This is a genomic window from Streptomyces cylindrosporus (genome assembly GCF_022698165.1).
Classification (GTDB): domain Bacteria; phylum Actinomycetota; class Actinomycetes; order Streptomycetales; family Streptomycetaceae; genus Streptomyces; species Streptomyces cylindrosporus.
Window position 1 is genome coordinate 221382 of sequence record NZ_JALDAY010000002.1, and the last position, 22457, is coordinate 243838.

18 protein-coding genes and 1 pseudogene are annotated in these 22457 nt (G+C 69.4%); 8 read left to right on the forward strand and 11 right to left on the reverse strand.

The window, feature by feature from the left end:
* Nucleotides 1-6: 6 nt before the first annotated feature.
* Nucleotides 7-285: pseudogene (locus MQP27_RS51345) on the reverse strand (muconolactone Delta-isomerase family protein); the annotation flags it as partial.
* Between the two features lie 277 nt (nucleotides 286-562).
* Between MQP27_RS51345 and MQP27_RS06080 the strand changes: the two are divergent.
* From MQP27_RS06080 to MQP27_RS06105, 6 genes are all read left to right on the forward strand, one after another.
* Nucleotides 563-1420 (forward strand): carbohydrate ABC transporter permease, encoded by an 858-nt coding sequence (locus tag MQP27_RS06080; RefSeq protein ID WP_242761997.1) that lies wholly within the window; start codon nucleotides 563-565, stop codon nucleotides 1418-1420.
* A gap of 14 nt (nucleotides 1421-1434) precedes the next feature.
* Entirely contained in the window at nucleotides 1435-2295 is an 861-nt protein-coding gene (locus tag MQP27_RS06085) for a carbohydrate ABC transporter permease (RefSeq protein ID WP_242761998.1), read from the forward strand.
* A gap of 117 nt (nucleotides 2296-2412) precedes the next feature.
* Complete coding sequence (locus tag MQP27_RS06090; RefSeq protein WP_242761999.1) at nucleotides 2413-3756, forward strand: ABC transporter substrate-binding protein; 1344 nt, start codon at nucleotides 2413-2415, stop codon at nucleotides 3754-3756.
* 52 nt (nucleotides 3757-3808) lie between these two features.
* Entirely contained in the window at nucleotides 3809-4888 is a 1080-nt protein-coding gene (locus tag MQP27_RS06095) for a LacI family DNA-binding transcriptional regulator (protein WP_242762000.1), read from the forward strand.
* A 201-nt stretch (nucleotides 4889-5089) separates the two neighbouring features.
* Nucleotides 5090-7717, forward strand: a complete 2628-nt coding sequence (locus MQP27_RS06100) for a CBM35 domain-containing protein (protein WP_242762001.1) — start codon at nucleotides 5090-5092, stop codon at nucleotides 7715-7717.
* A gap of 120 nt (nucleotides 7718-7837) precedes the next feature.
* On the forward strand, nucleotides 7838-9973 hold the full coding sequence (locus tag MQP27_RS06105) for an alpha-galactosidase (protein ID WP_242762003.1): 2136 nt from the start codon (nucleotides 7838-7840) through the stop codon (nucleotides 9971-9973).
* A gap of 50 nt (nucleotides 9974-10023) precedes the next feature.
* Here MQP27_RS06105 and MQP27_RS06110 read toward each other — a convergent pair whose 3' ends face one another.
* The gene (locus MQP27_RS06110) at nucleotides 10024-11706 is read right to left on the reverse strand and encodes a subtype B tannase (RefSeq protein ID WP_242762005.1); all 1683 of its coding nucleotides are present in this window, start codon (nucleotides 11704-11706) and stop codon (nucleotides 10024-10026) included.
* A gap of 229 nt (nucleotides 11707-11935) precedes the next feature.
* Here MQP27_RS06110 and MQP27_RS06115 point away from each other — a divergent pair, with 229 nt between their 5' ends.
* Nucleotides 11936-13174, forward strand: coding sequence for an ROK family transcriptional regulator (locus MQP27_RS06115; protein WP_242762007.1), 1239 nt, complete (start codon nucleotides 11936-11938; stop codon nucleotides 13172-13174).
* Between the two features lie 72 nt (nucleotides 13175-13246).
* Here MQP27_RS06115 and MQP27_RS06120 read toward each other — a convergent pair whose 3' ends face one another.
* Genes MQP27_RS06120 through MQP27_RS06160 form a run of 9 tightly spaced genes read right to left on the reverse strand, consistent with a single transcriptional unit; the run spans nucleotide 13247 to nucleotide 21290 of the window.
* On the reverse strand, nucleotides 13247-13642 hold the full coding sequence (locus MQP27_RS06120) for an SRPBCC family protein (protein WP_242762009.1): 396 nt from the start codon (nucleotides 13640-13642) through the stop codon (nucleotides 13247-13249).
* A gap of 38 nt (nucleotides 13643-13680) precedes the next feature.
* A complete protein-coding gene (locus MQP27_RS06125; RefSeq protein WP_242762011.1) occupies nucleotides 13681-15141 on the reverse strand; it encodes an aldehyde dehydrogenase family protein in 1461 nt (486 codons plus the stop codon).
* A gap of 42 nt (nucleotides 15142-15183) precedes the next feature.
* Entirely contained in the window at nucleotides 15184-15969 is a 786-nt protein-coding gene (locus tag MQP27_RS06130; protein WP_242762013.1) for an SDR family NAD(P)-dependent oxidoreductase, read from the reverse strand.
* A gap of 11 nt (nucleotides 15970-15980) precedes the next feature.
* The gene (locus tag MQP27_RS06135) at nucleotides 15981-16829 is read right to left on the reverse strand and encodes a fumarylacetoacetate hydrolase family protein (protein ID WP_242762015.1); all 849 of its coding nucleotides are present in this window, start codon (nucleotides 16827-16829) and stop codon (nucleotides 15981-15983) included.
* Entirely contained in the window at nucleotides 16826-17698 is an 873-nt protein-coding gene (locus MQP27_RS06140; RefSeq protein WP_242762017.1) for a fumarylacetoacetate hydrolase family protein, read from the reverse strand. Before MQP27_RS06140 ends, MQP27_RS06135 begins: the two co-directional genes overlap by 4 nt.
* Entirely contained in the window at nucleotides 17695-18312 is a 618-nt protein-coding gene (locus MQP27_RS06145; RefSeq protein ID WP_242762026.1) for a carboxymuconolactone decarboxylase family protein, read from the reverse strand. Before MQP27_RS06145 ends, MQP27_RS06140 begins: the two co-directional genes overlap by 4 nt.
* A 31-nt stretch (nucleotides 18313-18343) precedes the next feature.
* A complete protein-coding gene (locus tag MQP27_RS06150; protein WP_242762027.1) occupies nucleotides 18344-19102 on the reverse strand; it encodes an SDR family NAD(P)-dependent oxidoreductase in 759 nt (252 codons plus the stop codon).
* The gene (locus MQP27_RS06155) at nucleotides 19099-19743 is read right to left on the reverse strand and encodes an MBL fold metallo-hydrolase (RefSeq protein ID WP_242762028.1); all 645 of its coding nucleotides are present in this window, start codon (nucleotides 19741-19743) and stop codon (nucleotides 19099-19101) included. The genes MQP27_RS06150 and MQP27_RS06155 overlap by 4 nt, the downstream gene beginning before the upstream one ends.
* An 8-nt stretch (nucleotides 19744-19751) precedes the next feature.
* Nucleotides 19752-21290: a carotenoid oxygenase family protein gene (locus tag MQP27_RS06160; RefSeq protein ID WP_242762029.1), complete on the reverse strand. Its 1539-nt coding sequence runs from the start codon at nucleotides 21288-21290 to the stop codon at nucleotides 19752-19754.
* A gap of 206 nt (nucleotides 21291-21496) precedes the next feature.
* Between MQP27_RS06160 and MQP27_RS06165 the strand changes: the two genes are divergently transcribed.
* Nucleotides 21497-22444 (forward strand): LysR family transcriptional regulator, encoded by a 948-nt coding sequence (locus tag MQP27_RS06165; RefSeq protein WP_242762030.1) that lies wholly within the window; start codon nucleotides 21497-21499, stop codon nucleotides 22442-22444.
* Nucleotides 22445-22457 lie beyond the last annotated feature (13 nt).

Below are 22457 nucleotides of genomic sequence, written 5' to 3' on the forward strand. Positions count from 1 at the left end.
ATGCCGGGTCGGCGACGTCACTGAGATGCTCATGCAGGGGAAGAGCGGCAGGTTCCACAGCGTCTCGTTGAGCCTGTCGTTGTCGGTGACGTCGGCGACGTTCACGTCCTCGTGGACGTACGCGCCGTCCTTGAAGTAGAGCCGCGCGGTCAGCATGCGATGCCGGGTGCCGACGTCTTCAGGTGCGGATGAGCCACGCACCGTCCGGTTCGGAACAGAGACCGTACCGGCCGTCCAGCCACGGCCCGACGGCCGGTACACCATCGCAAATCCGCCACAAGCCATTGACCGGACTGGTGTTAGCGTTCACACTCTCTTAACGCCGCCGAAGTCGCTGCACGATCGAGACGTGATCCGCACATCATCGTCTTGGCTCGCCAGCGGCATCCTGTCGCATTCCCTGCCGCACCGAACGAGCCGCCCCCGACGGAGTTTTAGTGTGAACGTTAACACTGTTGCCGACGCAGGCCGTCCATCGACTGGCCGAGATCTACCCCCGTCCAAGGAGCCGCCCCTGGACAATGCCGCACCCCACCGCAGGAGGAACCGCATCCGCACCGCCGTGGAGGCGTACATCCTGCTGACACCCAGCCTGATCGGGTTCCTGCTCTTCCTGCTCGCGCCGATCGCCGGGGTCGTCGTGATCAGCTTCTTCGACTGGAACCTGATGGGCTCCCCCCGCTTCGTCGGACTGGCGAACTACCGCGAGATCGCGGGTGACAGCGAGGTGTGGCGGGCGGTGCGCAACACCGTCTACTACGTGGTGCTGAACATTCCGGCGCAGACGGTCCTGGCACTGCTGCTCGCTCTGGCGATGAACCGGAGGATGCGCGGCGGCAAGGTGTTGCGGGTGCTGTTCGTCCTGCCCTGGATGGCGATGCCGGTGGCCCTGGGCATCGTATGGAACTGGGCGTTCGACCCGCAGCACGGCGTGATCAACCAGTTCCTGTCGCTGTTCGGCGTCGACGGCCCGGCTTGGCTGTCGTCCACGACCTGGGCGATGCCGGTGCTCGCCTCGGTGAACGTCTGGCAGTACACCGGCTACACCATGCTGTTCCTGCTGGCCGGCCTGCAGGCGATACCCGAGTCCTTGTACGAGGCGGCCGACCTGGACGGCGCGGGTCCCGTGCAGAGGTTCTTCCGGATCACTCTGCCGCTGCTGCGACCGTCGATGTTCTTCGTCCTGGTCACCAACACCATCGGGTCGTTCCAGATGTTCGACACGGTCTATGTGATGACCCAGGGCGGGCCCGGCGGCTCGACGGACACGATGAACTTCCACATCTACCAGCAGGCGTTCCAGCTGTTCCGCAGCGGCTACGCCTCGGCCCTGGCGATGCTGCTGTTCGCCCTGATCCTGCTGGTGACGGCCGCCCAGGTCCTGTACTTCCGCAAGCGCACCGTCTACGACTTCAGCTGAGGGCGGCCACCGTCATGTCTTCGTCCATCACCTCTTCGTCCTCGATGTCGATACCCGCCGTCCTGCGCAGGTCGACGCTGTACGCGATCCTCCTCATCGGAGCGCTGCTGTCGGTCGGGCCATATCTGCTCACACTCAACGCCGCGTTCAAACGCCCGGCGGACCTGCTGTCGACCGACGCCTGGACCCCCGCGCACCCCGCCACGTTCGCCAACTTCGCCGACGTGTGGAACCAGTACGGGATGTCCTCCTTCCTGCTGCACACCCTCGCCGTGTCGGTGGTCGTCACCGCAGGTCAGGTGGTGTTCAGCGCGATGGCGGCATACGCGCTCGCCCGGCTGGAGTTCCCAGGGCGGGACTGGCTGTTCTGGGGCTACCTCGCCACGATGATGGTGCCGCAGATGATCACTTTGGTGCCGCTGTTCCTAATGATGCGCGACCTGGGCATGGTCGACACCTACGCCGGGCTCGTCCTGCCCACCGTCTTCGGCACCCCGTACGGCGTCTTCCTGGTACGGCAGCACTTCATGACCATCCCCAAGGACCTTGAGAGCGCGGCCCGTATCGACGGGGCGACCACGTGGGGAATCTTCGTACGCATCATGCTGCCGTTGAGCCGTCCGATCCTGGCCACCCTCGCCACCATCACGTTCATCAACACCTGGAACAACCTGATCTGGCCGCTGATCATCACCAACAGCGACCGCACCCGGGTGATCACCGTGGGCATCGCCGCGCTCCAGGGCCAGCACGCCTCCGATCTCCCGCACATCGTGCTCGCCGGAGCGGCGATCGCCCTGCTCCCCCTGATCGTCGTCTTCCTGGTCTTCCAGCGGCACATCGTCCGCTCCATCGCCCTCACCGGCCTGAAGTAGGTCCCCCTCCCCTCTCCCTACCCACCTGTCGACTCCTTCGCCATGTGAACGTTCACATGAGCGTCGGGAGACGTACCCCCTGCTCCGCACGCCCGCACTCGAAGGGACACCCGAACCATGTCCGTATCCGTCAGAAGAATCCTGGCCGGTGCCGCCACCGGCGCCCTCCTGCTCGGCCTCACCACCGGCTGCGGCTCCTCCGGCTCCACCTCCTCCGACGGCACCGTCACCCTGCGGTACGCCATCTGGGACGCGGTCCAGAAGCCCGCTCTGGAGAAGTCGATCGCCGCCTTCGAGAAGCAGCACCCGAACATCAAGGTCAAGATCGAGCTGAACGCATGGGCCCAGTACTGGAGCAAGCTCCAGACCCAGCTGGCCGGCCGGACCGCGCCGGACGTCTTCTGGGACCATGTGGCCTACTTCCCGCAGTTCGCCCAGCAGGGCGTGCTCGCCGACCTGACCCCGTACATCAAGGCCGACAAGCTGGACACCTCGGTCTACGATCCCAAGCTGCTGTCCGGCTGGGAGCAGGACGGCAAGCAGTACGGCCTGCCGAAGGACTGGGACACCATCGCGCAGGTCTACAACAAGACGATGCTGAAGGCTGCCGGACTGACCCAGGAGCAGCTGAGCGCGCTGTCGTGGAACACCGCCGACGGCGGCACCTTCGTCAAGGCGCTGCAGAAGCTGACCATCGACGAGAACGGCAAGCACCCGGACGAGGCCGGCTTCGACAGCAAGCACGTCAAGCAGTACGGCCTCGCGCTGGCCTCGCCCAACGGCCAGACGGACTGGTGGAACGCCGCCACGCAGAACGGCTGCAAGCTCCAGGACAAGGCGTGGGGCAAGTGGACGATCGACCAGCCGTCCTGTGTGGAGGCGATCCAGTTCATCCGGGACTTGCGGCTGAAGTACCACGTCGCGGTTCCCGCCTCGGTCACCAACACCCCGAACGGCGCCGCCCTGCCGCAGGTCATGGCCCGGAAGCAGGCCGCGGTGGTGTGGGACGGCAGCTGGGACCTCAACGCGTACCAGAGTTCCATGCAGGACAACTTCGGCGTCGCCGAGCTGCCCTCGGGACCGGTCGGCAAGGGCACGGTCTACAACGGTCTGAGCAACGCCCTGTACACCGGCAGCGCGCACCCGAAGGAAGCCTGGGAGCTCGTGAAGTGGCTGGGCTCCGAGGAGTCCCAGAAGATCATCGTCGCGACGGGTTCGGTGTGGCCCGGCATCCCGACGCTCAACCAGGAGTTCGTGGACGTCTGGAAGAAGAAGGGCGTCGACGTCAGCGCCTTCTCGGAGGAAGCCGCCGGCACGACGACGGGCTACCCGCTCACCACGTCGTCGGCGACCTACAACATCAAGGTGCTGGACGCCTTCAACCAGGTCTGGCTGGGCCAGCAGTCCGCTCAGAAGGCCGCGGAGTCCGTGAACGAACAGTCCAACGCCGCGGTCAAGTAGCAGCCGCGGACGAGTAGCCTTAGCGACGACCAGCGACCAGGAGCCCACCACCATGCAGGAAGCGTCCCCGGCCCGCCATGACGAGGAGCTGCCCCACGAGGGCACCGACCGGCACCGGTCGGTCAGCATCCTCGATGTCGCCAGGGCGTCAGGGGTCTCCCACCAGACGGTCTCCCGTGTCATCAACGGCAGCCCGAGGGTGAAGAAGGAGACTCGGGAGCGCGTACTTCAGGCCGTCGAGGACCTGGGCTACAAGCCCAATCGGCTGGCCCGGGCCCTGGCCGGCGGGACCGTTCGCTCAGTGACGGTCCTGACCTCGGACACGACGCTGTACGGAGCGTCTCTGGCACTGCGCGGCATTGAGGAGGCGGCGCGCGGGGCGGAGTTCGCGGTGGCGGTGAGTGTTCTGGACGAGAACGCTCCGCTGACCCCGGACGACATCGCGGGCCGGCTCGCCCGTCCCGGTGAGCCTGTTTTGGTCATCGCGTTCAACGCACCCGGCGAACGCGCCTGGCGCGCCCTGCCGGTGGACTGTCCGGCGGCGGCCGTGGTGGAGCTGCCCCGGGAGGGGCACACCAGCACCCGGCCCGAGGCGTGGCTCGACGACCGCGCCGCGGCGGCGCAGGCCACCCGGTATCTGCTCGGCCTCGGCCACCGCACGGTCCACTACGTGGCCATCCCCTCCTCCACGGCCCGCGTCAGCCAGCGCGCGGGCGGCTGGCGACAGGCACTCGTGGACGCCGGCCGCCCCGTTCCGGAGCCGGTGGGAGGTGGCTGGAGCCCGCGATCCGGGTATCTGGCCGCCCGCTCCCTCGTCGCGGATCCGCAGGTCACCGCCGTGCTGTGTGGTAACGACGACCTTGCGCTCGGCGTACTTCGAGCGGCCCGGGAAGCGGGCCGGGACGTGCCCGGCGACCTGAGCGTCGTCGGCTTCGACGACGCACCGTACGCGGCGTTCACCCACCCTCTCCTGACCACCGTCCGGCTGGACTTCGAAGGACTGGGGCGCGGTGCCTTCGCGATGCTGCACCGGTTGCTCGACCCCGAGAACGCACCTACACCGCCGCTGTGGGCCGAGCCCGAGCTGATCGTCCGCGAGAGCTCCGGCCCGGCACCACACCGCTCGGCCTGACTTCCTCCGGGCCCGCCTCACCCTCGTCCTCACCTGCCCCCGCGCCGTACGTGTCCGGCGCGGCCGGGGCGCGCCTTCCGTACCCACCGTCAGCGACGGTGACGCCGCACCGCTCCCTCCGCGGGGGATGTGAGCGGTCACATCTCGTTCCCATGAGCCGTCCTCCCGCAGCGCGGCGGGAGGGGAAAGCCAGGTTCCTCCATGTCTCCTTACCTCAACCCCCCGACGCCGGGCGCGTCACCGCCCAAGCGCGGAAGACTGACCCTCACCCGGGCTCTGCTCGCGGTCACCGCCCTCGTCGGCACGGTCCTTGCCGTCCCGCAGTCCGCCGAGGCGGCCTCCCAGACCTACACCGTGGACCTCGGCACAACCACGGGAAAGGTGCTGCGCGGTTCGAACGGCGCGCTCTACGGGCAGAGCGACGACGGCGTCCCCGGTGACAACCTGCTGGCCCCGTTGAAGCTCACCACCGGCTCCCAGAAGCCCCCGAACGGAGCCCAGCACCCCAACGGCGACATCCTGGACGTCGCGCCCTCGTTCTTCCGCAACGGCGGCGGCACGATGTACACGAACATCCAGGACATGTACTCGGCCTGGCCTTACCAGAACCTGGGCCTGAGCGACTACCTGACCAAGGTCGACACCGCGGTCGACACCATCGAGGCGACCTCGTACGCCGACAAGGTGGTGTTCGTCCCCTTCAACGAACCCGACGGCAACTGGTACACCGGCCTCACCAGCTCGAACTCCACCACCTACGCCACCGCCCGCGACAGTTTCCTCTCCGACTGGAAGACCGTCTACCAGCGGATACGCTCCGACTTCCCCGGGGCAAAGATCGGCGGTCCGAACACGGCGGTCTGGAACCAGCGGTTGTTCGGCGACTTCCTCACTTTCGCCCGCGACAACGACGTCCTGCCGGACGTCTTCACCTGGCACGAGCTGGATCCGTCGTCACTCGCCAACTACCGGGACCACTACACCACTTACCGCTCCCTCGAGAGTGCCCGGGGCATCAGCCCGATCACGATCAACATCGACGAGTACGGCAACCGGCGCGACATGTCGGTTCCCGGCCAACTCGCGCAGTGGGCCGCGATGTTCGAGGACACCAAGGTCTACGCTCAGCAGCCGTACTGGGACATCGCCGGCAACATGGACGGCAACACCGTCCAGGCCAACATCCCGAACGGCTCGTGGTGGTTCTGGCGTTGGTACGCCGGGATGACGGGGCAGACCGTCAGGACGACTCCGCCGCAGGCCGACGTGAAGGACACGCTGCAGGGCATGGCCTCGCTGGACACCGGTCGCCGGCAGGCGCAGGTGATCGTCGGCGGTTCCGCCTCGGACACCGACGTGGTCATCGACAACATCCCGGGCGCCACCTTCGGCAGCAAGGTCGAAGTCACTGTCCAGGCCCTGGACTGGAGTGGCTACGAAGGTGCCTCCGCACCTCCGCGGACCATCTCCCGCACCGCGTACACGCCCTCGAACGGCTCCATCACCGTGCCGCTCACGGGCCTGAACGCCATGTCGGCGTACCGCATCACGGTCACCCCGAACGGCGGTGGCACCGCGACGGCGCCGAGCGTGCCGTGGAGCGCGTCCTACGAGGCGGAGAACGCCGCCATCACCAACGGCACCGTCGTCACCCAGGCCACCGGCGACAACTACGGCACCGCCCAGCGGTACGCCACGTCCGGCACCAAGGATGTCGGCTATCTGACAGCGAGCGACAGCAAGGTCGTCTTCGGTGTCAGCGTTCCTTCCGCCGGTACGTACAACCTGCGCGTCTTCTACGGCAACATGAACGGCTCGCCCTCCCAGCAGGTCCTGCGCGTCGACGGCGCCGACCCGAAGTTCGTCACCTACCCCTCCACGCTGAACTGGCAGTACCGCTCCACCGTCACCGTCCCGGTCACCCTGGGCGCCGGCAGCCACACCGTCTCGCTCGCGGTGACGGACCCGACGCTGGGCACCTCCAAGGGCCAGGTGACCCTCGACAAGATCGACCTCACCGCCGCCCAGAGCACACCGGAGACGGTGTACGAGGCGACGTTCGCCGACATCAGCGGCAACCCGGCCTTCTCGTACGACTCCATCGGTGAGACCGGCACCGGCCGCCTGATCATGACCAACGGGGACAAGGCCACTTTCGACGTGTACGCGCCGGCCGACGGCTACTACACCGTCAAGACCGACTACTCCTCGGCCGGTCACGGCACCACGCTGGCTCTCAACGGCAACTCCGTGGCCACCTACGGTTCGTCGGGCGGCAAGGCCACGACCTCCAGCACCCGGCTGTACCTCGCGGCCGGCGTCAACCGCATCGCGGTCGGCCCGGACAGCGGCACCATGCTCAGCCTGCGCGACCTGAAGGCGGCGGGCGCGGGTGACACCACCGGCGTGACCAAGTACGAAGCGGAGAGCGCCACCCTCGCGGGCCAAGCGAAGGCGCAGTCCGACAGCTGGGCCTCCGGCGGCAAGAACGTCGGCTACGTCGGGGGCGGCAGCGCGAACACGCTCACCTTCGCCAACGTCAGCGCCTCGGCCGCCGGCCGCTACACGGTCGTCGTCCACTACGCCCACAACGACCGGTCGGGCTCCGGCAATTACAACACCAACGTCATGTCCCGCACCGCGCAACTGTCGGTCAACGGCGGCACGGCCACCACGATGACCTTCCGCAACACCTACAGCTGGAACGACTACTGGGCGCTGCCGACCACCGTCAGTCTCGGTGCCGGCACCAACACCCTCAAGTTCTCCAACTCGTCCGCCTGGGCGCCCGACCTCGACTACATCGAGGTCGCCCCAGTGAGCGGCTGAGGCCGATCCAGTACCCCTTCTCCAGGGGCCCCGCCGGGCCGTGAACCGGTCCGGCGGGGCCCCGCACCGTCAACCGCGGCGGCCCTCCACCGCGACCCAGCGCCAGACCGAAAGGCGGCCATGCCGAGCATCGCCCACGACCCCGCGCACCGGCTGTGGGTCCTGTCCGGACCCGGCTCCAGCTACGTGCTGCACCTCGACGACGACCACCGGCTGCGTGGCCTGCACTGGGGGCCTGTCCTCACTCTCGAACAGGCCGCCTCTCTGCTCCAGCGGCCGGCGCCGGGCCGCCGCTCGTTCGAGGATCCAGCCGACGGCACACTGGACCTCGACACCGCGGGCGCCATGCGCTACGCCCACGCGGGTGTCCAGGTCCGCTTCCCCGACGGCGTGCGCGATCTGGAGCCCCGGCTCCTCGGGTACGAGCAGATCGATCACCCCGACGGAGGCAGTGAACTGGTGCTCCGGTTCGCCGACCGTCGCTACCCCCTCACCGTGGACACCCACTACCGCGTCAGAACCACCACCGACGTCATCGAGCGTCACCTCGTGCTCCGCCACACCGGCACCGAGACCGACGGCCCGGTCACGGTCGTCCGCGCCGACTCCGCGACCTGGGTCCTGCCCCGCCTCGGCGAGTACCGGCTCAGCCAGGTGCGCGGCCAGTGGTCGGCCGAGACCCGGCTGCACCGGACGGCGCTGCCGTACGGGGAGTTGATGCTCACCAGCCGCCGCGGCACGACGGGCCATCAGGCCAACCCCTGGGCCATGATCGACGACGGCCGTACCGACGAGGAGCACGGTGCGGTGTGGTCGTGTGCGCTCGCCTGGAGCGGCAGCTGGCGGCTGACCGCCCAGCGGCTGCCCACCGAACGCGTCACGCTGTCGGCAGGCTTCGGGCACGACCCGGTCACCTGGGAGCTGGCACCCGGTCAGGAACTGACGACCCCGCTGTGCGCGGGCGCCTACACCGAGGGCGGCTTCGGCGCCGCGTCCCGGCTGTGGCACCGGCATGTCCTCGACCACGTCCTGCCGCACCCGGACGAGCTTCGGCCCGTGCTCTACAACTCCTGGGAAGCCACCGAGTTCGACATCGAGGTCACCGGACAGATCGCTCTCGCGGAGAAGGCCGCGAAGCTCGGCGTCGAGCTGTTCGTCATGGACGACGGCTGGTTCGGCGCCCGCACCCACGACGCCGCCGGGCTCGGTGACTGGACCCCCAACCCGGAACGCTTCCCCGACGGCCTCGGCCCGCTGATCGACCGGGTCCACGAGCTGGGCATGCAGTTCGGCCTGTGGGTCGAGCCCGAGATGGTCAACCCCGACAGCGACCTCTACCGCGCCCGCCCTGACTGGGTGCTCCACCACCCGACCCGGCAGCGCACCGAGCACCGCAACCAGTTGGTGCTCAACCTCGCGCGGCCCGACGTCGCCGCCTGGCTGCACGGCCGGCTGGACGAACTGGTGACGAAGAACGAGATCGACTTCCTCAAGTGGGACATGAACCGGCCCTTCACCGAGGCGGGCTGGCCCGATGCCGAGGCCGACCCCGACCGGCTCTGGGTCGACCACGTACGCAACCTGTACGCCCTGCTCGACCGGCTGCGCGCCGACCACCCCGGCCTGCGCATCGAGTCGTGCAGCAGCGGCGGTGGCCGCCTCGATCTGGGCATCCTCACTCGCACCGACCAGGTGTGGACATCGGACAACACCGACGCCCTGGACCGCGTCGAGATCCAGCACGGCTTCTCGCAGCTGTATCCGGCCCGGGTGATGGGCGCCTGGGTCACCGACAGCCCCAATCCCTACACCGGGCGCAGCGCGCCGCTGGACTTCCGTTTCCGCACGGCCATGGCCGGCGTGCTCGGAATCGGCGGCGACCTGAACCGGTGGAGCGCGTCCGATCTGGCTCGGGCCGCCGAACTGGTGGCCGACTACAAGCGGGTACGGCACCTCGTCCAACTGGGCGAGCAGTACCGGCTGGAGGTCCAGGGGAACGGCGAGCTGCACGCGGTGCAGTTCCTCGCCCCAGACGGCAAGGAGTGCGCCGTCATCGCCCTGCGCCGTTCACGCCACTTCGGCCACAGCGATCCCGCGCTGCCCCTGCGGGCCCTCGATCCCGCGGCCCGCTACCGCGACACCACGTCCGGAGCCGTGCACCACGGAGCCGTCCTGCTCAGCCATGGTCTGCCCCTGGACCTGGCCGCCGACGACTGCGCGTCCACGCTCGTCCACCTGGTACGTGAGACGGGCTGACCCACTCCCCTCCAGGCCGGCCATATCTCCCGGCCCGGAGGGGAATCGGCCTACTTCTTGTAACCCGTGACCTCGGCGACCCAGGTGAGGAAGTCACCGGGGTCTTCGTTGGTGGCGTGACCCTTGTCCCAGTAGAACTCGTGGTTGACGTCGTCGCCGAGGTTGTCCAGGCGGGCCGCCAGGTTGGCGGAGATGACGTGCGACGTGTCGGTGTCGCTGGTGCCCAGGCGGATCCACCAGTACTTGGAGCGCTTGCCGTTGACCTTGTCCACCAGGTGGTACATCGGGTTCATCAGGTTCAGCAGCTCGGGGATGTCGCTCGCGACCCGCTTGCTGCTGAGCCCGGTGGTGTCGTTCTTGGCGCTGTACGCCGTGAAGTGGCGCGTCTCGGTGGTGCCGGAGCCGAACTCGTTGTTCTCGCCCGCCGAGAGGTCGAAGGCGTCGAAGGCCGGGGTGGTCTTCTTGCGGGCGCCGACGTGGGTGAGGTAGTCGTCCCAGGTGAAGGCGGCCTTGCCGCCGGACCAGGTGATGAAGGTGTTCTTGGCCAGGTACGTCTTCCGGTCCGAGTCGGAGAGGGCGGCGAGGTACTTGGTGGCGGAGGGCTCCAGGTACTGCTTGACCAGGTACTCGTCGTAGTTGCGGGCGGTCAGTGTGCCGAAGCCGTTCAGGCCCTTGAGCTTCAGTCCCGCCTGGTACTCGGCGAACTGGGACTGCAGTTCCTTGGAGACCGACTGGTCGACGACCTTGCTGGTGGACTGGGTGACGCTGGCGCCCCAGTTCCACTCGTAGGCGCCGTCGGCGTGCTCCAGGTCGGTGATCGGGCACCAGGCGCCGGTCGCGAAGATCGCGTCGGAGGCGTCGGCGGCGCCGAGCTCCTTGAGGTACTTGTCGTAGATCTTGCTGTCGCCGGACGCGCCGAGCAGCGAGGACAGCGCTCCGCCCGCACTGGTACCCGTGGACACGATCCGGTCGGTGTCGCCGGGGATACGGTCCTTGTTGAACCGGACGTACCGCACAGCCGCCTTCAGGTCCACGATGGCGGCAGGCGCGGTGCCGTAGTAGGTGCCCGAGGAGTCCGTGAGGCTGCGGCCGCGCGCACCGGGCTCCACGACGACGTAACCCGCGACGAGCGCGAGCTTCGCGAGGTTGACCATCCCGTTGATGGCGCCCGTACCACCGCCCGCACCGCCGCCACCCATACCGCCGCCCGCCATGTCGGTGGGTATCCCGCTCGGCATGCCACCGGCCATGTCAGTGGGCATCCCGCTCGGCATCCCGCCGGCCATGTCGGTCGGCATCCCGCTCGGCATCCCGCCCGATCCCCCGCTGGGCATGCCTCCGCCGGAGCCACCGCCCATCCCTGTCATCTCCAGTGAGTTCTGTCCCACGCCGGTCGCCTTGGCGACGGTCGACGACATGTAGGCGCCCACCGCGTTGGCGAAGACGATCGGAGCACGGGAGGCGTCGACCGCCTTGCCGTCGATCTTCACCGGCACGCTCACGACCAGGCTCTGGTGGGTGTCGTCACTCGGGTCGGTGACGTAGTTGCGGGGCTTGTAGAAGTGGTACGTCACCTCGTGGCTGTCGCCCGCCGCGTCGGCGAGCGTCTCGGTCACCTCGGTGTAGTCGTCCTTGTCGAAGACCAGGTCGCCGGAGGACGCGTCGTTGTCCGCCTGCGCGCCCAGGGCGTAGGCGCCGAGCCCCACGACACCGGCCGTCGCGCCGATTCCCATCACAACGGTCCTTCGCTTGATAGCCCTGCTCTTCACAGCTTCGTCTCCTGGTGACGCGGCATACCAGCTGCCGCCTGGCGAATTCGAACCGGACACGCATCCGGTCGCGCCGGGTGTGACCACCCGGCTTGACTGAGTCTGCCGACCCTCCACTATTTTTTTCAAGCTACGAAAAATTAGAAGTTCCTGTGGTCCCGCCACCGTGTCCCGAGCAGGCAGAATCAATGACGTGAACAGCCCCGCCGATTCCGCGGCCGTCCGCCGCGGCAACCTCTCCCTCGTCCTGCGCCACATCGCGGCACACGGCCCTTGTGCCCGCACGGAGATCGCCGCCGCCACCGGCCTGGTGCACGCCACGGTGACCGCTCTGGTCGCCGACCTCATGACGCGCGGCCTGGTGGAAGAGGTGGGCGTTACCGCGTCGGGCAGCCGCGGCCGGCCGCGCCGACTCCTGCACCTGGTGGCGGAGCGGGTGCGGATCGTGGCCGCCCATGTGACCTGGGGGGACATCCGGCTGGTCACGGCCGGGGTCACGGGCGAGCTGATCGACGCCGGGCGGGCTCGGCACCCCGGTCCCTTCGGGCCCCCCGAACCGATGGCCGACGCCATCGCCACCGCCGTCACGGAGGCGGTCTCCCCCGGCCCGGACGTGCATCTGGGCCGGCTGGTGATCGCCATGTCCGGGCCGGTCACTTCCGGACGCGCGAAGGCACCGACCGAGGGAGTCGGTTGGCACGCGCCCACGCTCGGCGCCCTCGTCGCCGAACGGCTGCCCGGCCTGTCCTGCCCCGTCGAGGTGGTCAACGACGCCGACCTGGCGGCGCTGGCCGAGTACCACGCTCTGAGGCTGCCGGGGACGGAGGGGCCCAGCACCGTCGCCTACGTCAAGTCCGACTCCGGAGTCGGTGGTGGCCTGCTCATCAACGGCCGTATCCACCAGGGCAGTCACGGTCTGGGCGGCGAGGTCGCGCACCTGCCCGTCTCGCTCGACGGGCCCAGGTGCAGATGCGGCGCCCACGGCTGTCTGACCGCGTATGTGAGCACCCACGCGGTTCTGGAGTCGGCCGGTCTCGGCAGGGAGTCCGTGCCCGAAGGCATCGACGCGGCACTCGCCGAACTCGGCCGACGCCTGCGTGCCGGGGAACCTCGCGCCCTCGCCACCCTCGACCAGGCCGGTCACGCTCTCGGCGCGGCGATCCAGTCCATCGTCGGGCTGACGGACGCCGAGGAGATCATCCTCGGCGGCCATCTCACCGACTGGATTCCTTGGCTCACCCCGGGCATCGACACCCGGCTCGCCGCACGACGGCGCGCGTTCCCCACCCTCCCGATCGCTGTCACACCGGGTGTTCTGGGTGCCCGGGCCGCACTCCACGGTGCGGTGCAGACCGGCCGTGACCGCGTCCTCGCCGACCCCGCCGAGGTGCCCCCGTGCCGGGCGCGACCGAGCCAGGCACACCCCGTATGACGGGCTCCGACACGGCCGCACACCGACGGTGAGGGACTGCGAACCGGGTGACGCCGACAGCCGCGTCCTGTTTCAGGGACGTGCGGCGAAGTACCGCGCGATGCCCGCGATTCCCTCACCGACGGCCCGTTCGACGATCGGTGCCAGGTTCTGCGGAAGGATCTCCTGGCTGTAGACCACACGTGAACCGTCTCCGTCGGGGAGTACGTCGATGGTGCCGAGGTGGTACTCGATCGGCGACGGCAGACCCTCGACGAACCGGTACTGGAAGCGCCGGAGTTCGTCGTTCTTCGTCACCACGAGGGCCTTCAGCGTGCCCTCGGGTGTGCGCAGGTGGCGGTACTCCCCGTCGAAGCGGGCCTCCAGGACGGCGGGAAACCAGTCCGGGATCGTGCGGACATCGGTGAGCACGGTCCAGACCCGGTCAGGGTCCTGCTCGACCCGGGTGTCGAAACGCAGCGTTGCCATGTGTTCTCCCACGTCTGGACGGCAGTGGCCTCGAACGGTCAGAAGGGGTAGTGCGGTTGCTCGGTGGAGAGGGTGATCCAGCGGGTGTTGGAGAAGGCCTCGATGCCCCAGCGTCCGCCGAAGCGGCCGTAGCCGGAGGCCGCGAAGCCGCCGAAGGGGGCCTGCGGTTCGTCCGCCACGGACTGGTCGTTCACGTGCACGATGCCGGTACGGATGCGGCGGGCCACCTTCAGGCCGTGGGTGGCGTTCTCGGTGAGAACGCCACAACTGAGACCGTGCTCGGTGTCGTTGGCCAACTGCACGGCCTCGTCGTCGTCCGCGAACGGCCTGATGACGACAACGGGCCCGAAGGCCTCGCCGTGATGCAGGGCCGCGTCCTCGGGAAGTTCCGCCAGGACGGTCGCCGGGTGCAGCGCCCCCTCCGGCGCGCCACCGCCGGTGAGCACGCGCGCGCCCTTCTCGACCGCGTCCGCGACCAGGGCGGCCACTCGGTGGGCGGCGGCCTCGTTCACCAGCGGTCCGATGACGGTGGTGGACAGGCCCGGGTCCCCGCTCGGCAGGTCGGCGATCTTCGCGGTGAAGCGGCGGGTGAACTCCTGTGCGAGGGACTCGTGCACCAGGACGCGGTCGGCGCACATGCAGATCTGGCCGGAGTTCATGAACGCGGCGAAGGCGGCGGCGTTCACGGCGTGGTCGAGGTCGGCGTCCTCCAGCACGATCACCGAGTTCTTGCCGCCGAGTTCGAGCACGGCCGGCTTGAGATGCTGTGCGGCGAGGGTGCCGATGAGCTGTCCGACGCCGGTCGAGCCGGTGAAGTTGACGGCGCGGACACGCGGGTCCGCTACCAGCGTCTCGGCGATCGCGGCGGCGTCCTCCTTGTCGTTGGTGATGACGTTGAGGACGCCGTCGGGGAGTCCGGCGTCGCGCAGTACGTCGGCGACGAACAGACCGCAGGAGATCGGGGCGTCCTCGCTGGCCTTGACCACGACGGTGTTCCCCGCCGCCAGCGCGGCGGCGACCGCTCGCGTGCCCAGGATGACCGGCGCGTTCCACGGCGCGAAGGCGGCGACCACGCCGAGCGGTTCGCGCACGGCCATGCTGAGGCCGCCGGGCTCCTGGGTGGCCAGCACGTCCCCGCGCGGGGCGGTGATCGCGGCGGCGGCCTCGCGCAGCATGTTCGCGGCCAGCGTGACGTTGAACAGCGCCCAGCCCCAGGTGCCGCCCACCTCCTCCGCCATCAGCCCCACGGCCAGCTCACCGCGCCGCTCCATGAGGTCCGCCGCGTCCAGGAAGATCTTCCGTCGGGCGTACGGCGCGAACGCGGACCACTCGGCGAAGGCGGCGTCCGCAGCGTCCACCGCCGCCCGTACGTCCTGCGGCCCGGCGGCCGCGACCGTGGCGTACGGTTCGCCGGTCCACGGGTTGATGTCGGCCGTGGACCGGCCCGAGGCGGCGGGAATCTCCTTGCCGCCGATCAGCAGGTTCCGGTGAAGGGGCATGTGTCGTCCGCCTTTTTCGTCGGGTGGGGTGGCAGCGCCTGCTCAGGCGCCGATCATGTTGAAGCCGCCGTCGGCGTTGAGGTAGACGCCGGTCATGTGGGCGGCGTCGTCGGTGGCGAGGAAGAGGGCGGTGCCGGCGAGTTCGGCGGGGCCCGGGATACGGCCGAGCGGGGTCTTGGAGATCAGTTCCTCACGGCGGCCGGACCGCCAGTCCTCGCGGCTGAGGAGACGCTCGGTCTCGATGAACCCGGGCGCGAAGGTGTTGACCCGCACGGTCGGCGCGAAGGCCTGGGCGTAGGACTTGGTGACGCCGAGGAGGCCGTACTTCGCGGCGGCGTACTGAGGCGCCCGCGCGCTGCCGCGGACGATCACGGTGGAGCCGATGTTGACGATCGAGCCGTGGCCCTGGTCCAGCATCCGGGAGCCGAACTCGTGGACGCACAGCATGGTGCCCTTGATGTCCACGGCGAGGACGTGGTCGATGGACTCCTCGGTGACGTCCCGCCAGGACATCTGGTCGGCCGCCACGTCACCGACGTTGTTGACCAGCACGTCCAGGGTGCCGAACCGGTCGAACACCTCCTCGGCCATGCGGATGACATCGGCGTGGACGGCAATGTCGGCCTGGACGGTGAACGCCTCGCCGCCGACGACCTTGATGCGGGCGACGGTCTGGTCGGCGCCGGCGGCGGAGCTGCGGTAGTGGACGGCGACCCGGGCGCCCTCCCGGGCGGCCCGGACGGCGATCTCCGCGCCGTAGCCGGTGCCCGCGCCGGTGACCAGGACGGAGCGCCCTTCGAAACGGCGGGGCATGGGCTGTGCTGCCATGGAAGGTCCCTTCAGAGGTGTGCGGGGGTGAAGCGCTGGCGGAGCTCGCCGATGCCCTCGACACGGCTGACGAGTTCGTCGTCCGGGGTGAGGTAGCGGGGCGGGTCCATGCGGTTGCCGACGCCGGCCGGGGTGCCGGTGAAGATCAGATCGCCGGGGAACAGGGGCACAACGGCCGAGAGGCGGGCGACGAGGTCCGGCACCGGGAAGATCATGGACTTGGTGCGGTCGTGCTGGACGACCTTCCCGTTGAGCAGCCCGGTGATCTCCAGGTCGTCCGGGTCGTCGAACTCGTCCGGGGTGACGAGCACCGGGCCGGTGGGCCCGAAGCCGGGGAAGGACTTGCCCAGGCTGAACTGAGCAGGTTTCCCCCGGAGTTGGGACACCCGCTCGGACAGGTCCTGACCGACGGTGAGTCCGGCGACGGCGTCCCAGGCGCGGTCCTCGCTCACTCGGTACGTCTCCCGACCGATCACCGCGACGAGTTCGACCTCCCAGTCGACCTTGCCCGGCGGAAGGGGGACGGTGGTGTGCGGGCCGGTGACGCACGCCGGGAACTTGGTGAAGACCAGCGGCTCTTCGGGCGGGGTGTATCCGGCTTCGGCCGCGTGCGGCGGGTAGTTGAGGGCGACCGCGAACACCTGGCGGGGGCGGGGCACGGGCGCGCCGAGAACACCCGGATCGACAGGAATGTCGTACGCGGTGTCGGCCAGTCCGGCCGCCCAGTCACGCGCTTCCTGCCACCGCTCCAGCAGAGCCATCGGGTCGGCGGGCAACCCGCCCCGCGAGACCCTGTCGACATCCACGGCCCGGTCGCCACGGACCAGCACGGCACGGCCGTCGACGACTGCGAGCCTCACCAGTCCACCTTCTTCGGTACGGGCGTGCCGTTCCCTTCCTGCCAGCTGACGATCGGAGTGCGCAGGACGCCGAGGCGTTCGACCTCGGCCTCGACGACATCGCCGGGCTTGAGGTACATGTCCGGGTCGCCGCTGAAGCCGGCCACGCCCTGCACGGTCCCGGTGGTGATCAGGTCGCCGGCGCTGTAGCCCTGCGGGGAGTGGTAGGCGACCAGGTGCGGGATGGAGACCGACATGCGGTTGGTGTTGGACTTCTGCCGGACCACGCCGTTGACGCGCAGTTCCATGTCCAGGTTGTGCGGGTCGGGGATCTCGTCGGCGGTGACGATGTAGGGGCCGAGCGGGCAGAAGGTGTCGATGGCCTTGCAGAAGGAGAAGACACCGGACTCCATCTCGCGGCGCTGGATGTCGCGGGCGGTGATGTCGTTGAAGACGACGTAGCCGGCGATGTGGTCGGGGGCGTCGTCCACTCCGAAGAACTTGCCGGGCTTGCCGATGACGACGGCGATCTCCAGCTCGTAGTCCAGCTCGCTGGTCAGGTGCTCCGGGTGGATCACCGGTTCCTCGGGGCCGACGATCGCGTCGACGTTCTGGAAGAAGACGATGCCCTTGTGCATGGGGTGCGACCAGTCGACGTTCTTCGACTCGTCCTCGTGCTCACGGAAGTTGCCGGAGGTGTGGAAGAACTTCTTCGGCACGATCGGGGCGCGCAGCCGCACGTCGTCCAGCGACAACCGCTCGCCGGTCTCGGTGACCCGGCCGTTCCGTTCGAAGTACTCGCGGGTCGAGCCGACGTTCAGCGGAAGAACGAGCCGTTCTTCCAGTTCCAGCCGGCCTACGCGTCCGTCGTCGAAGGTGATCAGTTTCATGATGTGCCGCTTTCGGATGGAGGGGTGGGGTGTTCCACGGGGCGTTCTGCGGGTTGTTCTCCGGCGAAGACCCGGAGTTGGAGTGCGAGCAGGGAGTAGTAGCCGACCAGGGTGGTGAGTTCGAACAGGCCCCGCTCGCCCCATGCGGCCACCGTGTCGTCGTACTCCTGGTCGCTCAGCGCGCCGGTGCGCGTCAGTGCGGCGGTCGCCCGCAGGGCGGTCCGCTCGGCCGGGTCCGCCGACTCCGGCAGTCCGCCCTCGCGCAGGGTGTCCAGCTCGGGCTCGGTCAGGCCGCATGTCCTTCCGACCGCCTCGTGGGCCTCGCGCTCGAAGGCGCTGTCCCAGGCGGCGGCGACGACCAGGATGGCCATCTCGCGTACCCGGTCGGTGAGGACCGACTCGTAGCGCACGGCCGCGCCGACCGCCTGGACGGCAAGCCCGACGGGCGGGCTGAGCAGCATGGCGTTGAACGGGCCGCGCAGTCGGCCCTCCTCGTCGGCGAGGGAGAACGCCTGCGGTCCCGACGCACGTCGGCCGCCGGCGATGGCGCGGTAGACCTCGGTCTGCCGCTCGTTCAGTTCGCCGGGCAGCAGACCGGCGAGGCGTGCGCTCATGCGCGTTCCCTTCAGGGCGGTCGACGGGTCGTCAGACGAGGGTGCGGCCGCCGTCGACGTACAGCACCTGGCCGGTGACGAACGACGCTCGGGCCGAGGCGAGGAACAGCACGGCGCCGACCACGTCCTGCGGGGTGCCCAGGCGCCCGGCGGGGACCAGGCTCGTCATCTCCTCGCGCATGCCCGGCTTGGCCAGGTAGGCGCTGGTCAGCTCGGTCTCGGTGTAGCCCGGGCCCACGGCGTTGACGGTGACGCCGTCGGCGGCCCATTCCCGGGCCATCACCTTCACCAGCTGGTCCAGGCCGCCCTTCGACGCCGCGTAGGGGGCGTGGTGCTTGTGCGCGAGCAGGGAGGAGACGGAGGAGAAGAACACCATGGTGCCCCGGCTGGCCTCGCGCATCAGCCGCCCCGCGGCGCGACCGGTCCAGAAGGCGCTGGACAGGTTCAGGGTCAGGATGCGGTCCCACACCTCGTCGGGTGTCTCCAGCACGGGACGGCGGTCGTTCGTCCCCACCGCGTGCACCAGCACGTCCAAGCCGCCCAGTTCACGAGCCGCCGTCGCGACGGCCTCCTCGCACGCGGCGGACGAGGACAGGTCCGCGGTGAGGGTCCGTACCTCGGTCGTTGCCAGGGCCGGATCGTCGCGCAGGGCCTTGAGCCTGATCTCGTCGGCATCGACGACCATGAGCCGTGCCCCGGTCTCCGCCAGCCCCCGGACGCACGCGGCGCCCAGTCCGCCAGCCCCGACGACGAGCGCGCGGCGCCCCTCGAAACCCAGCCATCCCGTCATGTGAGCTCCATTCCGGCTCCGGCCGCCACCCGCAGGTAGTCGGTCGCGGAGTCTCGTACACCCGCTGTAAGCAGGCTGTCCGTCAGCGCGTTTCCGCCCTCGCTGAGGCCGCCGTCGTGGATCGACAGAGCGTGCCGGGGCTTGATCTCCCGGACGTAGTCGATGATTTCGCCGGTCTTGGACCACGGGCCGTGGACCGGCACCAGCAGCGTGTCCACCGGGCGGCTCGGTACGGTGAACGCGTCGCCCGGGTGGAAGACGGCGCCGTCCACGAGAAAGCCGACGTTGGTGACGCGGGGCAGATCGGGGTGGGTCGGCGCGTGCAGTTCGCCGTGCGCTTCGACGCCGATGCCCTCGATGTCGAAGGCGTCCCCGTCCCCGACGACGGTGACCCGGCCGCCGCCGAGCCCGTCGAGCCGGGCTGCCACCGAGCGGTCCGCCCAGATCCGCAGGGCGGGATCGGTCTCGGCCGCCGCGCGCAGCACGGGCTCGGCGAAGTGGTCCACATGCTCGTGGGTCACCAGCACCGCGTGGGCGCCGTCGAGCGCGTGCGGGTCGGAGTAGACACCGGGGTCGATGACGATGACGGCGCCGTCCCGCTCCAGCCGGACGCAGGCGTGGCCGTACCGGGTGAATCGCATCGGCCCGCTCACTTGCCCAGCTCGCTGTCGGGAACCCAGGTGCCGTGGAAGCCGTAGCGGAGCCGGAAGGGGATCTTCACGGTGGCAACGGGACCGGCGGCGATGTCGAGGGCGTCGAGGACGACCAGGTCGTGCCGGTTCTGGTCGCGGCGGCCGACCAGCACCAGCAGGTAGCCCTCGCCCTCGCCGGAGTCGCCCGCCTTGGGGACGAACACCGGCTCCTCCGGCGCGGCGTGCTCGCCCGGCGTCCAGAAGACCGACTCGCCGGTGTGGTCGTCGCGGTGGATGAGAGAGTTGAACGGCGGTCCCATCGGGCCGATCTCGACCTTCGGTACGTCGGGGTGCATGCCGCCGATCCAGGCGTGGCGGTTCTTCTCCATGAGAATGCGCGGGTCGACGCGGGGCATGTCGCCGGGCGAGGCGATGAGCTGCTCGCTGCGGTAGGTGTCGGTGGCGTCGTCCCAGTGCGCGGCGCCGCCCCTGAGGTCGAACGTCCAGCGGTGCAGGAACGGCGGCTGTTCGGGCAGGAGGCCGACGGTCGTCTTCGGGAACTGGGAGAACCAGCCGGACTTCGTCGTGAAGTGGTCGGCGACGAGGGTGTCGCCGTCCGTCCAGGCGTTCAGCGAGTGGGTCTCCATGAGCTGTTCGCTGCGGAACCACTTGATGCCGCGCACGCCCTCGTCACGGGGGATGATCGCGACGTACGTCCCCTGGTTCGGGTCCCAGACGAAGTACTGCTCCTCCCGCTTCAGCTGCTCCGGGTCGGCGACCATCGGCGAGATGGTGAACACGAAGTGGTCCCGGGTGACCAGCCAGTCGTGCACCATCGAGGAGTACGGCACCTCGAAGGTCTGCGAGCGGGTGACCTTGCCGGAGGCCGAGATCTCGTGGATGTGGATCTGCTTGTCCGGAAGACCGGTCGCGTTGTAGGCGAAGGCGATCAGCTCGCCGGTGCGCGGGTCGTGCTTGGGGTGGGCGGTGAAGGTGCGGCCCGGGATCTGGCCGTCGAAGTCGTAGATCCCCTTCGTCTCCAGCGTCACCGGGTCCAGCTCGTACGGGAGGGCCGCCTCCTTGAGGGCGAGCAGCTTGCCGGCGTGCCAGATGATCGAGGTGTTGGCGTTGCCGTCGTCGATGCCGGCCACGGACGGGTCGTCGGTGTACGGGTTGCGGTAGGCGCCGAACAGGGCCTTGCGGGCGGCGCGTTCGAGTTCGAAGCGCTTGGTGCGGACGTACTTGGTCTTGAGGTCGGCGTGGCCGTTCTCGAACCGCACCATGTGGATCATGCCGTCGCCGTTGATGTACACGTCGTTCGGAAACCGCGGCGGGTACTGGGTGTCGGCGGCGGCACGGTAGAACGCACCGTTCAGCTCCGGCGGGAGGCGGCCCTCGATCTCCAGGTCGTAGACGTCCGCCTCGATCCGCGACGGCGCGAAGAATCCCCGGAACTTCGGGGTGTCCGGCCACGTCATGGTCTCCGGCGGCGGCTGGGTCCCCACGGGCCGCTGCCCGGGTGTCCCGCTGGACTGCGTCGTTGCAGTGGTAGCCATGGCTCTCTCCCCTGTGGCAAGGTTGGATCAAGCGAAGAATGTGATGGATGCCGACGGGCGACAGTTTCCTGACCGCGAGAGCGACCTCGCGAATCCTGCTGAATCCGCCGAAGAGCCAGCGTCGATCGGCTCGTTCCGACCATGATGTCCCCGGCGCATCTCGGGTGTCCAACAGTGAAACATGCACGAAATGATCGGAGTCTTCGATGGATCTGCGGCAGATGGAGTACGCGGTGGCCATCGCCGACGAGCTCAACTTCACGCGCGCCGCGGCCCGCTGCCGCATCGGCCAGTCCGGGCTCAGCCACCAGGTCACCCAGCTCGAACGCGAGCTGGGAGCCCGGCTGTTCGAGCGGACCAGCCGCAGCGTCCGGCTGACGCCCTCCGGGCAGACCTTCGTCGCCTGCGCGCGGCGCGTCCTCACGGCGGTGCAGGAGATGCAGGCGGAGATCGCCTCACTGGACGGCCCCGTGCGCGGACGGCTGCGCGTCGGCTCGGTCACCCTGACGGCCGGGAACATCGACCAGCTCGGCCTGCTGCGGGAGTACCAGGAGGCCTACCCCGCGGTCGAGGTCACCGTGTCCGATGCGGACGGAGTGGAGTCCGCCGCCCAGCTCCTGACCGGCGAACTGGAGATCGCTGTGATCGCCCTGCACGAACACCAGTTGCCCGCCGGCATCGCGCACCACCTGCTGAGCCTGGTGCCGCTCGTGGCCGTGGTGGGCCGGCAGCACCGGCTGCGCGGGACCGGCGTGACGCACCTGGGCGACCTGGCCGACGAGCGCTTCCTCGACTGCGGACCGGACACCGGACTGCGCGCCCAGGTGGACGCCGCGTTCGAGCGGGCCCGCGCCCGCCGCCGGGGGGTCTGCGCGTTGCGCAGTGCCGGAGACCTCGCCTCGCTGGCGTTCGAGGGCATCGGAGTCACCGTCGTGCCCCGCCCGGTCGCCGACGCCATCGTCCCGGCAGACCACGCCGACTGCGTGCTGCGCCTCGACGACCCGCAGGCACTGCAACCGCTCGCCCTCGCCCACCGCGACCCGGCCCCGACCTCACCCGCCGCCCAGGCGTTCCTGCGGCTCGCCCTCGCCCGGCTCCCCGGGCAGGGACTGCCCGCACTGGACGCGGACCCGGGCGGCGCCGCAGCCGAGTGACGGAGCGACAAGG